The following is a 14,034-nucleotide window of genomic DNA, read 5'->3' on the forward strand; positions in this document are numbered from 1 at the left end:
ATATTTACAGCCAAAAAGCAAATAAAAAAGGGGCAGCTACTGCTGCCCCTTTTTGTAAAGTCTAAGCGATGCTTAGTTGAAGATATAGCGTAGACCAAGCTGTCCGTACCATGTAGTTGCAACTGTAGTTACATCTCTGTAAGGATTTTTTGGTAATACTGTCTGACCATTCTCAGATACTGTAGTCATTGTGAAAGTTCTTACACCAGTGTTAGCGTTGTAAGAGCTTCTTAACAGGTTCTGAGCACCGTTAGACTGCTTCTGAATACCCCACTCAGAGTTAATCAGGTTACCGATGTTCATGATGTCAGCGCTGAACTGAAGTGTGTTACGCTTGCCACCAATGTTAGTGAATACATCCTGTACTAACTTAACATCGAAACGGTTTAACCAAGGTAACAGGGCACCGTTACGCTCTGCATACTGGCCACGACGAGTTTTCAGATACTTATCATTCTCGATGAAAGCATCGAATGCCTCGCGCTGCTGCTGAGCTGTAAATGTAATGTCACCTACTTTATTGTCAACGAAGTTCAGGTTGTTTGAATTGTTCGGTATATAAAGAAGGTCGGCGTTGATACCATCGTTGTTGAAGTCAGTACCATAGATATAAGAGAAACGACCCTGGTGTGAACCATTGTAGAATACCGAAATAGTAGTAGCTAAGTGACCGATGTATTCCTTACGGAAAGAAAGGTTAGCTACAACGTTGTGAGGTAGTGCATACTGTGAGTAGCTTAATATCTGCTCGTTTGGTCCGTTAACTGTTGGGTTACCAGTCCAGGCAGAAGATGCGTTTGAGCCTGGGTTACCAGAAACATCTTTTGCATCAGTGTAAGTATAGTATAAGCCACCGTACAGACCGTTACGCTCAGGTAAAGACAGACCAGCTGTAGCACTGAAAGAGTAACCTTTTACTGTAGTGTTAGTTAATACTACGCCTGTGTTAGCACCAGCAGCAGCATTGTATTTTGCTGTGTTAGCACCACCTGGCCAGAAAGCACGGTAATCATTCTCACCGTCGCCACCATAGTTCATATGCTGAGAAGCCTGGTTTCTGTTAGCACCAAACTGGTAAGCAGCGTTGATATCTTTTGTGAAAAGAATGTCAGTAGTAGCTACAAGTGGCGTACCTGGTATAGTGTAGTCAGCACCGATGCTGCTTCTCCATACTTTTGGCATTCTGAACTCATTGTCAACAAGTGCGAAGCTGTTAGGAACGCCAGCCTTAGGATTCTTGATGAATACGTCAGCAGCGCTTGGAGGTGTGTTCTTTAACCAGTGGTAAGGATCCGGGTTGAAACGGATATCGCCAATCCAGCCAGCAACAGAAGCGTAACCGTTAGGCTCTACGTTGTTCTGGATCACACCAGAGTTAGATGGCATGTTTGTTAACCAAACGAATGGTACACGACCTGAGAACAAGCCAGTTCCACCACGTACTGTTAATGAACCGTCGCCAAATGCATCATAGTTGAAACCGATACGAGGAGACAGCATTACTCTTGTACGAGGCCACTCGCTGGTAGTGTATTTCTTAGGGTTACCATACTGATCTAACAGCACCAGGTTATCGATAGATGGGTTGGCTGTTAAGTCGTTCATGTAAACCGGGATATCTGCTCTTACACCTGCAGTTATATCTAAACGGTTAGATACTGAGTATTTATCCTGTACATAGATACCGCCTGTACCCAGAACGATAGGAGCATATGGGTCCTGACCTTCGTATGGGTAAGTAAGACCGAACATGATAGGAGCAACCTCATTTGGAGTACCAGTAGTTAAGAAATCTGCTACTGAGTTGTATCTGTAGTAAGAAGTACCAAGTCTGATGTACTGGTTACCAAATTTCTGAGACTCATAAGCAAAACCACCTGTAATTGTATGCTTACCAAGTAGGTAAGTAAGGTTGTTCAGGATGCTGTAGTTATTGTTCAGAACGTCGTTTCCGTAAGTAAACAACTCATAACCGAAAGTCATGTAGTTAGAGTACGTGTTGTTAGCAATACCGCTGCCATCTCCGATATCTACCATTGGGAAGATCTCACTTGGAGATTTACGAGTCTGCTGGATACGGCTGTAAGTAGCAAGGAACTGGTTAGATAACCTTGAAGAAAGGGTGCTGTTAAGCTCAATGGAACCTGAACGAATAATGTCGTCAGTTGAGTACATTGTCTTTTCAAAAGCGATAGAGTTCTGGCTAACACGGTTGAACGCCGAGTTGTTACCACCACCTGAACGAGGCTGTGGACCTGAAGCGCCGTTAACCAATGAGCTTTGCTGACCGATTACCTGGTTGTAACGAACGGCAAGTTTGTGCTTGTCGCTGATGTTCCAGTCAATACGCGCTAAGAAGTTATTGCTTTTTGAACCGTTGTCATTTGCATAGTTCTCAAACGCACCTGGATCATATCCCCAGGTATTGATCAGGTGATTACGAACTGCTTCTAAGTCAGAGCGCTTCGTACGGGCAATGTTTTGATCCGGGTTAGCAACACCATCTTCAGATGGTCTCCAAAGGTTAACCGCAAATGGGTTAGTACCTACGTTCTCAATGTTCTCTGCGTTTACAAAGAAGAAGAGTTTGTTCTTAATGATCGGACCACCCAGACGGAAACCCATTGTACGGCTTGATGTTTCGTTTGGATCAGGAAGATCGTTGCCGTTTACTTTATAACCAACCAGGTCCTGGTTTCTGTAGAAACCATAAACAGATCCTGAGAACTCGTTGCTACCGCTTCTTGTAACTGCATTAACGCCAGCACCGGTAAAACCACTTTGTCTAACGTCGTAAGGAGCGATGTTAACCTGAACCTGCTCGATAGCGTCGATAGAAATCGGCTGTGAGCTACCACCTGGTAAAAGGTTTGAGTTAAGACCGAAACCGTTGTTGAAGTTTGCACCGTCGATCTGAACGTTGTTGAAACGACCATCTCTACCAGCGAAACCATTGTTGTTGGCCTGTGGTGTAAGTCTTGTGAAATCTGTTAAGCTTCTGCTGATTGTTGGAAGCGAGCTGATCTGCTCTCTTGATACGTTTGTAGCGGCACCAGTTCTCTGAGCATTGAATACTGAAGAACGGTCTGCGCTTACTACGATCTCCTGCAGCTCTCTGCCTAATTCAGCAAGCGTAGCGTTCAGTACATACGGACGACCCAGTTGCAGGGTAATTCCCTCGTACTTTGTAGGCTGGAAGCCAATGTAGCTTACCTCAACTAGGTAAGGACCACCAACACGCATGTTGGCAATGTTAAACTGACCTTCGATGTTAGTAGCAGCACCGTAAACTGTACCAGAAGGCTGGTGAGTTGCCTTTACGGTAGCACCGATCAGGGCTTCACCACTCGCATCCTTAACGGATCCGTTGATACTACTTGTTGTTACCTGAGCTTGTACGCCAGCAATAGATAACAACATAAGCATCGCTGAGAGGAAGAATTTCTGCACGAAATTCTTCGAATGTTTTGTTGTAACTCTCTGCTCCCTGCCGCACCTTGTACTATGTACAGGCTGAGGAATACTATAAAAGTTTTTCATAAAATGGGTTGATTGATTTTGGCGCAAAGGTAAGTTTTTACAGATGATAAATCCTAACAGAAATGTTAACTTAATATTAAAAAAAGCAGGACTTTAGAAAGCAGGCCTTTCTGTGCAGGTTTAAGTGGTAAATGTTGACTCAGAACCGATTGCTGAGAAACACCTGTGTTAAGGTAACAGATTCAAAAGTAGCCTATGCCAGCTTGTAAGTCTGCTGTAACCGGGGAAGTAAATAAGCGCACCTTACCCGGGCTTACTACCCTATAGTTGCTGCTAAACTATAGCAAAAGTGGTTTGATGATATGGCGTATTAATATCAACCTGCAATCCCCAGTTTTTATAGGTAATGCAGCTGGCAAAGCTAATCCGGATAAAACAAAACCCCACAGGTAAAGTACCTGCGGGGTTTTATTATACTATAGTTGTAGCTGTTAATTAAAGATGTAACGCAAACCTAACTGGCCCTGCCATCTGGAGTCGAACTGAGAAATATTGTAGATGCGGTTGTTCGGGTTGAAAGTGAATGTCGGTTCGCCGGCTGCATTTCGGCCTGCAAAACGGATGAGCTCATTCGCGTTGTTGCTCACAAAATATTGTCGGCCCCAGTCGCGGTTAAGCAGGTTACCCACGTTAAAGATATCAAATGTAATCTGGAACGTGTGTCGGTTTTCTCCGGCGTTGATGTAGAAATCCTGGAAAACACGCAGGTCGAACTGGTGTGTCCAGGGCATTCGGCCTCCGTAGCGTTCTGCGTATTGGCCACGTCTGTCGTTCAGGTAGTCGTCGCCGCTGATCAGGGCGTCCAACGCAGCCCACTGTTGCTCCGGCGAAAAGGTAGTGCCGCTTATAGTTACCGGAACCAGGTTTATTTCACTCTGGTTGCGCGGTACATAGATCAGGTCGTTGGCAACGTTGCCGTCACCGTTCAGATCCTGGTTATACACAAACGTAATAGGCAATCCGGACTGGCCCTGGTAAAACAGCGAAATGCCAGTTGCAGCTATTTCGCCCCATTTAAAAGTATAACCACCTGTACCCACTATGCGGTGGCGCACATCGTAGCGGGAGTAAGCAAGCTCCGGATCGTTTGGATTATTAACGATCTGGTTGAACTCGTAGTTAGATAAGGCAGTGGAGCTTGTGCCGCTGTTCACATCCTTCGATTTGCCATAGGTGTAAGCGATAGACGTATTCAGACCGCTGGTAAAATCTTTACGTAACTGGCCGGTTAAACTATAGCGGTAGCCTTCGTCCGTGTTATCCAGTAATATTACGTTGGTGTAGGCGTCGTTGCGTCGTCGGCTGTTATTTGCATCAGAGAAAAAGTTGCGGTTGTCAACGCCAGGCAACTGTCCGACTGGGTCTACCAGGTTCAGGTCGCGGTACACTACATCGTTCAGCGTTTTAGAGTAAATACCCTCTACGGTGGCAATTATACCAAGCGGTAAAGTATAATCGAAGGCAAGGTTACTGCGCCAAACGCGTGGCAGTTTAAAATCATCGTTAATTACGTTTACCTCCACTGTTTGCACAGGCGGCCCTGCGGCTGTCTGGTTGTTAGGGTCTGCTATAAACTCAGCCGGGTTGCGCACATCTATAGTTCCAAGTATAGTACCGGTATTCACAAACTGGTTCGACATCCATACAAAGGGTACACGTCCTGTAAAAATACCGGTACCACCTCGTATCTGCAGGCTCTGGTCCTGGGTAGGCGTAAAGTTAAAGCCGAAACGAGGAGCCCAGAGCAGCTGCCCGCTCGGTGTGCGGTCGGTTCTCAGGTTCGGATAAATTTCGGCAAAGTCGGTTTCCAGTTTTGTGTTACGTGCCGGCTCATCCGGGAAGATCGGTATATCCACACGTACACCAAGGGTCAGTTTTAACCTGTCAGAGGCAGTGAATTCATCCTGAAGATAGAATCCAAGCTGTGCAGCATTAAATTCAGCAGCCGGGCGCGGGTCATTGGTTAGCGAGTAGCTTGCGCGCACACGGGCTGGAATGTTGTTGATAAAGTTTTCGATGGAGTTAAAGTCCCAGCGGCCGTTCAGGTTGTTTATAAACAGGTTCCGGAACTTGAAAAACTCATTGTGTGTGCCAATGGTGAAGTTGTGCTTGCCTAACAGGTACGACAGGTTGTCGGTAAATTCGAAGATATCCTGATCTAGTTCATTAGCTGTAGATGATCGTTCTGACCCCAATACCAGTGTGCCTACCGGGTCAAAAATGGTTACCTGCGGGAAAAGTGCTCCACGTATTTCGCGGTTTTCGCGGATACGGGAGTACCCGATGATTAGGTTGTTAGAAAAACTGTTTGAGATACGGCTGTTAAGTTCCAGAACAGTAGAATTCGTTTTGCTATTGAACCGGTAAGCGTTATTGCCAAAACGGGCTTCAGAGCGGCTTCGGGAATACGAGTCCTGGAAGGCATCTACAAAATTATGACGGAGCGTAAGCGAGTGGTTGTTTGTAATGTTCCAGTCCAGGCGCGCAAAGATCTTGTCACTTTCTGTATCGCGGTCGAAATTTCCGAACGAGCCTACATCATAGCCATAGGTAGCTAACACAAAATCAGCTACCTGCTGTGCAGCGCTTAGTGGTATCTGCGATTCGGCAGAGCCAGGTGCAAACCGGACAGGCTCTGTAATGCGGGTAGCATCATAGTTTGTAAAGAAGAATAATTTATCAGGGATAATAGGCCCACCAACACGCACGCCATACTGGTAGTTCTTAAATTCGTCGGCCTTTTCGCGCGGACCTTCCACTGCTTTGCCTATAATGTTCTCGTTACGACCAAAACCGTATACAGAGCCGGAAAACTTGTTGGTGCCCGAACGGGTGATCGCGTTGATACCACCGCCCGTAAAGTTACCCTGCTTTACATCGTAAGGGGCAATTACAACCTGTATCTCCTGTATAGCATCGAGGGAAATAGGCTGGGTACCTGCCGAACCACCGGGCGTACCGCTGCCAGATAAGCCGAAAACGTCGTTGTTCACGGCACCGTCTATTGTAATGTTGTTATAGCGGTTATTGGTACCCCCGATTGAGTTGCCGGAGGCCTGTGGGGTAAGTCTTGTGAAGTCCTGTAGGCTGCGGCTTAGGGTTGGCAGGCGTTCAATCTGCTCCCGCGATACGTTGGTGGCTGCCCCGGTCCGGTCCTGGTTAAAGACATCGTTCCGTTCGCCTAAAACCTGTACTTCGCCCAGTTCGCGGCTGCTTTCATTCAGTGTAAAATCCACGCGGGCCGACTGGCCAAGGGCGAGGTTGATGTTCTCGGAACGTTGCTCCTGAAAACCCACGTAAGAGGTCCTGACGGTGTAGGGGCCGCCGACACGCATGTTCTGGATGTTATAATAGCCTTCTATGTTGGTAGTGGCAACATACTGCGTATTGGTGGGGTTATGTACAGCTATAATTGTTGCACCAGGTAAAGGCGTTCCGCTCTGGTCCCTTACGGTTCCGTTCATTGCTGCGGTAGTAGCACCCTGCCCCCATGCCAATTGTACTGGCAGCATAATTACCAGCAAAAGGCATAAGTAAGTGTAATAGTGTTTCATGAGACTATAAGTAGTTAATGAGCAATAGTTTATAACTACCTATAGTACGTAGGATGCCGGTTTTGAATAGTGTGTTACAATATTTTTTTGTACTAAACTATAATATAGTTGTATAAATATAACAGGATTGAACTATAGTTCTGCGAAGGCCGCCAGGCTAAAAAAGTCACCAGACTAAATGGCCGGCCGCACTGCTTTGATGAATATTTTCTGATAGTAGTCTGAGAACAGGTTGTTTTCGATAACGCCCAAGGTGGTGGAGGAGTGGATAAACTGCACGTTGTTTTCGTCTACAACTTCGGTAACCATACCTACGTGTGTAATCTGGTTGCTGCGCCCGTTGGCTCCAAAAAATACCAGGTCACCTTCCTTCAGGTCTTTTACTCTTACTTCTCTTCCAAAACGGCTTTGCTCTTCCGATGTGCGCGGCAGCTTAACATCGATGCTCTCGAACGAAGTGCAAAGCAGGCCAGAGCAATCCATACCAACGCGGGTAGTGCCACCCCAGCGGTATGGTACGCCGGTATAGGAGCGGGCGGTCTGAATTACCTTGGCAATTTGGGAGTCAACATCGCGTTTTACTTTTGTGCGGCTGGTGCGGTCTTTTGAGGCCAGAGCTGGTTCGCTGCCACCGTTTTTGCGGGCAAGCTTGCGGGCTTTACGTGCCTGGCGTTTTTCATCGGCAATTTCGCGGGCCGATTTATAAACTTCGCCACGCTTACTAAATACGGGTCCTGACGACTGGCATGAAGCCATGAGCAGGATAAAAAAGATAAATAAGGCTGAAGTTGTAAAAGCTCTTCTCAACACGTTAATTTGGCAAGGGTAATACAAATAAAAAAATAGGGATTGCTAATATAGTGAATGCCCTTTCTTTATAAAAATGAAATTTAACTCTCTTACTCCGGAAGCCATTGCCTCCTTTGCTGCTATAGTTGGTGAAGAAAATATAATTTTACCAACTGCTACCGAAGCCATGCTGCGCTATACCCACGACGAAACCGAAGACCTGCGGTATGCTCCGGAAGTAGTGCTTAAACCTGCAAACGCTACCGAAATCAGCCTTATTATGCAGTATTGCAATAAAAACCTGATTCCGGTTACACCACGCGGAGCCGGTACTGGGCTTAGTGGCGGGGCATTGGCTGTGCATCAGGGAGTTATACTATCTACCGAACGGTTAAATAAAATTGTAACGATAGACGAGCGTAACCTGCAGGCTATAGTTGAGCCAGGTGTAATAACCCAGGTATTTCAGGAGGCCGTTATTGCCAAAGGTTTATATTACCCACCCGACCCATCGAGCCGGGGCAGCTGCTTTTTAGGCGGTAACCTGAGCGAGAGCAGCGGCGGGCCGAGAGCAGTAAAATATGGCGTAACAAAGGATTATGTGCTGAACGTGGAAGTGGTGCTGCCAACCGGCGAAATAACCTGGACCGGAGCTAACGTACTTAAAAACGCCACCGGTTATAACCTGACGCAGCTCATGATCGGGAGCGAAGGCACACTGGGCGTCATTACGAAGATCGTGTTCCGGCTTATCCCTTATCCGCCTCAGAATATTGTAATGCTGGTGCCTTTCCGTAACGAAGAGCAGGCGTGCGAAGCGGTATCGAAGTTATTTATGGCAGGTATAGTTCCGTCGGCACTGGAGTTTATGGAACGCGAGGCAATTGAGTGGTCGGGGCGCTACCTGGGGATAGAAGTTAATTTGCCGTCAGACATACAGGCACACCTGCTGATAGAACTGGACGGTACTGACATGGATCAGCTATTTAAGGAAGCAGAACAGGTATACACTGTGCTGGAGCAGTTTGATATAGACGAGATTCTGGTAGCCGATACCGAAAAGCAAAAGGACGAACTATGGCGCCTGCGCCGGAATGTGGCCCATGCCGTGAAATCCAACTCTGTTTATAAAGAAGAGGACACTGTAGTGCCACGTGCCGAATTGCCAAAACTGTTGCATGGAGTAAAGGAGATAGGAGCCAGGTATAACTTTAAATCGGTGTGTTACGGCCACGCCGGAGATGGTAACTTGCATGTAAACATTATAAAAGCCGACATGAGTGACCACGACTGGCAGCACAGGTTACCGGAAGGAATAAAAGAGATTTTCAGGCTGTGTGTGGAGCTGGGCGGAACTATAAGCGGGGAGCACGGCATCGGGCTGGTGCAACGGCCTTATATTACTATTGCCCTGAACGAAGTACAGCTACGCCTGATGCGCGGCATAAAGCAACTCTTCGACCCGAACGGCATTCTGAACCCGGGCAAAATATTTGAGTAAGGGTTTAATAACTCCGGTTTTTTCCGGAATAAATTAATGCCTTAATCTAAAATAATGCGGGCTGCACCTTAAGCCAGTGCAGCCCGCATTATTTTAGAGGTATATTCCCGGCTTAATGGTTGCCGTTAGCTTCTGTCAGTTCGAAACCGTGCTTTGCTGCCAGGTCACGTACCTTATTCTTGATCTTCATCTGGTCGCGGCGTTTGCGCACCTGTTTCAGATCAAAATAAGTCTGTGTTTCGTCTTTCTCGGTTACGCGCAGGGCCAGCGGCGTAATATGTACCGCCTTTATATTAGGTATGGCCACCACATGCTTCGGGCGAAAAACACCGTGCTTGCGAACCAAATACTCTGGTGTAACTTCTATATAAGACTGAAATCCGAAAATAGAAGTATTCTGAAGAATCACATAAACAAAAAATGCTACTGCCAGCCCAAAAAAAGCATAAAACAGATACGACTCACTGGTTGTAGTAGTGTCGGAAAAAGCCAGCAGGGCTGCCCATACCAACCATAGCAATGTAAGTGTAAGCTGAATTGTAAACGACAGCTTTGCGCTGCGTGATGGACTTAATTGGATAAACAACGACGATCGTGCACTGCTACTGCCAGATGCTGCCATGCCTTAATGGTTAAGTGAAACATATGCCCTTTGGGCGGTCTTAGTGCAAGATAATAAATTATTTTTTAAGTGTGGCGTTTACAGTGATGTCGGGTACAGCGCTCAGTGCTTTTGAAACAGGACATTTCTGCTTGGCTTCCTGCACCAGTTCCTGAAATTCGGCATCTTCTATCCCTGGCACCTTACCTTCGGTAGTGAGCACAATTTTCTGTATAGTTGGGGCACCATCGGTTTCGCCTAAAGTTACATCTGCCGTAGTGCTGATATAGTCTGCGGTGATGTTCTGGTTGCTGAGCAGGGCGCTCAGGAACATGGAAAAACAACCGGCATGTGCTGCTCCGATCAGTTCTTCCGGCGAAGTGGCTCTGGTATCATCGCCGAAACGCGATGCAAAGGAATAGCCGGTTTTTACGTTTCCACGGCCTGTTTCAAATTCGCCTGAGCCTTCTTTCAGGTTGCCTTTCCATTGGGCTTTTGCTTTGTGCTGTTTCATGATTTTTTATAGTTTGTTTAGATAAAGTATAAAACTCTGTTTATAGTTATAGGTTACTTTATCCGGCAAAATTTATCGTGGATGCATTAAGTAAGGCAATATGGTGGCATTAAAACGATTACTGTCTATCTTTACCAACTATAAAAACAGCAATGTATGGGTGTAAAAGCGTGGTTGAGCAAGTACATGGCGGCGTATGTGCACGGTAAGCAGCAGCATTGGGTGCAGCATCCCCTAGAAGCACAACAGAATATATTCAAAAGTATTATTTCGCAGGCACGGCAAACCGCATTCGGCCGGGATCATCATTTCGGGACTATAAAGACTCACGCCGACTTTGTAAAAGCCGTACCTGTGCGCGACTACGAAGGCCTGAGTAGTTACTTTAACCGGATCAAAGAGGGTGAAAAAGATATAACCTGGCCCGGAAAGCCTATTTATCTGGCTAAAACTTCTGGTACCACATCCGGGACCAAGTACATCCCCATCACAAAAGACTCCATCCCGAATCATATAAACGGCGCCCGCAATGCGCTGCTGGACTATATACACGAAACCGGTAACTCTAAATTTCTTGACGGGAAACTGATTTTCCTGTCCGGTAGCCCGGTGCTGGAAGAAGTAGGTGGCATTAAAACAGGGCGTTTATCGGGTATAGTTAACCATCACGTGCCCGGGTACCTGCGCACCAACCAGATGCCGAGCTACGAAACCAACTGCATCGAAGACTGGGAGCATAAGCTCGACGAGATCATTGAAGAAACGATAGAGCAGAACATGACGCTCATTTCGGGTATTCCGCCATGGGTGCAGATGTATTTCGATAAGCTGATGCGCCAGACCGGCAAGCAGATAAAGGATATCTTCCCGAATTTCTCACTGTTTGTGTATGGTGGCGTGAATTTTGAGCCTTACCGCAAAAAGATGTTCGAGTCTATCGGGCGGCACGTGGATAGCATTGAAACGTTTCCGGCATCGGAGGGCTTTTTTGCTTACCAGAACGAGCAGAAGGATAGAGGTTTGCTGCTGCTGCTGGATGCCGGCATTTTTTACGAATTTATACCTGTAGAGGAATATTTTAATGAAAACCCGACCCGCTTAACGATAGGTGAGGTGGAGCTGGATAAAAACTATGCGCTTGTAATCAGCAGCAATGCCGGTTTGTGGGGCTACTCCATCGGCGATACGGTGAAGTTTACCAGCTTAAAGCCCTATAAGGTGATCGTTTCAGGGCGCATCAAGCATTTTATTTCGGCTTTTGGGGAGCATGTGATCGGTGAGGAAGTAGAGAAGGCCATGCAACAGACAATGCAGAAGTTCCCGACGGCAGAACTGGTGGAGTTTACGGTAGCCCCGTTTGTGAGCAGTGGTGAAGGCGAGTCGTATCATGAGTGGTTGATAGAGTTTTCGAAGGTGCCCGGCAACCTGCCTGATTTTGAAAAAGAACTGAACGCACAGCTGCAAAAGCAGAACAGTTATTACGACGATCTGATAACCGGCAATATTCTGGCAGATCTGAAAGTACGCGTTTTGCCGCTCGGTACGTTCCGGAACTATATGAAATCGCAAGGTAAACTGGGTGGGCAGAATAAAGTACCAAGACTGAGTAACGACAGAAATCTGGCAGAAGGCCTGATAGAAGTCGCGAAGCTATAGTTTGTCTGGACTGGAGTTAAGACGTAGTTAATGGATTTTGGGATTGGGGTTTTGCTATAGTTGGGTTAAAGATCTATAGTTACAGGGTTAACCCACCCCTGCCCCTCCCGAGAGGGGAATAGTTGCCTTTGCCATAGGTGCAGCTATAGTTCTATAGTTACAGACTACGAGCAGGCAGGCGCAGCCTGACAAAAGGAACTACCACCACGAGAAGGCGATGCAACTAAAGCTTTTCAACAAACTATGGTTGTAGCTATCGAAAGCTATCAGTCTTTGGGTTGAGCGCCTTTGACTTGTTGCGGTGCCGTCAGCCAATCCGACGCAGGAGGATAGCAAGAAGGCAGCAGCGCGAGGCCCGAAGACGGGGCCTCGCGGCCGTGAGCGCACCAAAGTCTCTATAACACGATAGGCAAGTAAAGCTCCCAGGATAAACGGGAACTATATCGAACTGCTTGTGTCCGGCTGTAACTATAGTTCGCTAGAGGACATATAAGATCCTTCGACTAACGCTCAGGATGACAAAGAAATAACTATAGGCTAAGATAGATTTCTCACAGTGTTCGAAATGACAAAGCTGAAACTATAGAACAGATAAAATCCTTGGGGTAAAACCCAAAATCACGAAAAGCTTTAAACAATAGCTTTTCAATATAAAACCAGAAATACCATCAAAAGGCATTAAATTTGTCTTCTGATTTACAAACAGATAATGAAAAGAATCGCCATACTTGGTTCAACAGGCTCTATCGGGACACAGGCACTGGATGTGATTGCCGCCAACCCCGAAAGTTTTGAACTGGAAGTAATAACCGCCTACAACAACGCCGACCTGCTGATTGAACAGGCGCTGCAGTTTAAGCCCAATGTAGTCGTAATTGCCCGCGAAGACCTGTACGACAAAGTAAACACCGCCCTCCAACACGAAGACATTAAAGTATACGTCGGAGCTAACGCGCTTTGCTCTGTCGTTGAAATGGGTACCGTGGATATGGTTCTGACCGCCATGGTAGGGTATGCAGGGCTTCAGCCAACTATACGTGCTATAGAGGCAGGCAAAGAGATAGCCTTAGCTAATAAAGAAACCTTGGTAGTGGCAGGACAGCTCATAACCGACCTTGCCCGCGAAAAAGGGGTAAACATTTACCCTGTTGATTCAGAGCACAGCGCTATTTTCCAGTGTTTGGCAGGCGAGTTTCATAACCCGATCGAGAAAATTATTCTTACAGCCTCCGGTGGTCCGTTCCGTGGTAGAACGATAGATGATCTAAAGTTTGTAACCAAAGTACAAGCCCTGAAACACCCGAACTGGGACATGGGCGCCAAAATAACCATAGATTCCGCCAGCCTGATGAACAAAGGGCTGGAGGTAATTGAGGCAAAATGGCTGTTCGGTCTGCGCAACGACCAGATCGAGGTAGTGGTGCACCCGCAATCTATCGTTCACTCGCTGGTGCAGTTCGAGGATGGCTCTATTAAAGCGCAGCTTGGCCTGCCTGATATGAAGCTGCCGATCCAGTATGCGTTAGGCTATCCGAACCGCCTGAAATCCGATTTCCCAAGGTTCAGTTTTCTGGATTACCCGCAGCTTACGTTTGAGCAGCCCGACCTGAAAACTTTCCGTAACCTGCAACTCGCTTTTGATGCCATGGCGCAGGGCGGAAACATGCCTTGCATCCTGAATGCAGCCAACGAAATAGCCGTTGGAGCGTTCCTGCAGGACGAGGTTGGCTTTCTGGAGATGTCGGATCTGATTGAAAGCTGTATGGCAAAAGTTGCGTATATTGCAAACCCTTCTTACACCGACTATGTTGATACAGATAGGGAAACCCGCCTGTTGGCGACCGATTTTGTAAGAAACAAGATTTTATAGTTGGTTAGC

8 protein-coding genes are annotated in these 14,034 nt (G+C 46.8%); 3 read left to right on the plus strand and 5 right to left on the minus strand.

The genetic code is table 11. The features are described from left to right. Window positions 1–72 precede the first annotated feature (72 nt). From GXP69_RS10930 to GXP69_RS10940, 3 genes are all read right to left on the minus strand, one after another. On the minus strand, window positions 73–3,420 hold the full coding sequence (locus GXP69_RS10930) for a TonB-dependent receptor (protein ID WP_163915099.1): 3,348 nt from the start codon (window positions 3,418–3,420) through the stop codon (window positions 73–75). A 551-nt stretch (window positions 3,421–3,971) separates the two neighbouring features. Continuing rightward, the gene (locus tag GXP69_RS10935) at window positions 3,972–7,094 is read right to left on the minus strand and encodes a TonB-dependent receptor (RefSeq protein WP_163915100.1); all 3,123 of its coding nucleotides are present in this window, start codon (window positions 7,092–7,094) and stop codon (window positions 3,972–3,974) included. 174 nt (window positions 7,095–7,268) lie between these two features. Beyond that, window positions 7,269–7,850, minus strand: a complete 582-nt coding sequence (locus tag GXP69_RS10940; protein ID WP_163915101.1) for a C40 family peptidase — start codon at window positions 7,848–7,850, stop codon at window positions 7,269–7,271. A gap of 127 nt (window positions 7,851–7,977) precedes the next feature. Between GXP69_RS10940 and GXP69_RS10945 the strand changes: the two genes are divergently transcribed. Further along, on the plus strand, window positions 7,978–9,384 hold the full coding sequence (locus GXP69_RS10945; RefSeq protein WP_163915102.1) for an FAD-binding oxidoreductase: 1,407 nt from the start codon (window positions 7,978–7,980) through the stop codon (window positions 9,382–9,384). Between the two features lie 112 nt (window positions 9,385–9,496). Here the strand turns inward: GXP69_RS10945 and GXP69_RS10950 are convergent, their stop codons facing one another. After that, window positions 9,497–10,006 carry a hypothetical protein gene (locus GXP69_RS10950; RefSeq protein ID WP_204281995.1) on the minus strand — a complete coding sequence of 170 codons (510 nt, stop codon included), beginning with the start codon at window positions 10,004–10,006 and terminating at the stop codon, window positions 9,497–9,499. Between the two features lie 58 nt (window positions 10,007–10,064). Continuing rightward, window positions 10,065–10,499 (minus strand): OsmC family peroxiredoxin, encoded by a 435-nt coding sequence (locus GXP69_RS10955; protein WP_163915103.1) that lies wholly within the window; start codon window positions 10,497–10,499, stop codon window positions 10,065–10,067. 156 nt (window positions 10,500–10,655) lie between these two features. Here GXP69_RS10955 and GXP69_RS10960 point away from each other — a divergent pair, with 156 nt between their 5' ends. Together GXP69_RS10960 and GXP69_RS10965 are read left to right on the plus strand one after the other, a co-directional pair. After that, window positions 10,656–12,155, plus strand: coding sequence for a GH3 auxin-responsive promoter family protein (locus tag GXP69_RS10960; protein WP_163915104.1), 1,500 nt, complete (start codon window positions 10,656–10,658; stop codon window positions 12,153–12,155). 709 nt (window positions 12,156–12,864) lie between these two features. Further along, window positions 12,865–14,025, plus strand: a complete 1,161-nt coding sequence (locus GXP69_RS10965; protein WP_163915105.1) for a 1-deoxy-D-xylulose-5-phosphate reductoisomerase — start codon at window positions 12,865–12,867, stop codon at window positions 14,023–14,025. The last annotated feature ends 9 nt before the right edge of the window (window positions 14,026–14,034 follow it).

Origin of the sequence: Pontibacter burrus, assembly GCF_010686685.1 — a bacterium.
Lineage (GTDB): Bacteria > Bacteroidota > Bacteroidia > Cytophagales > Hymenobacteraceae > Pontibacter > Pontibacter burrus.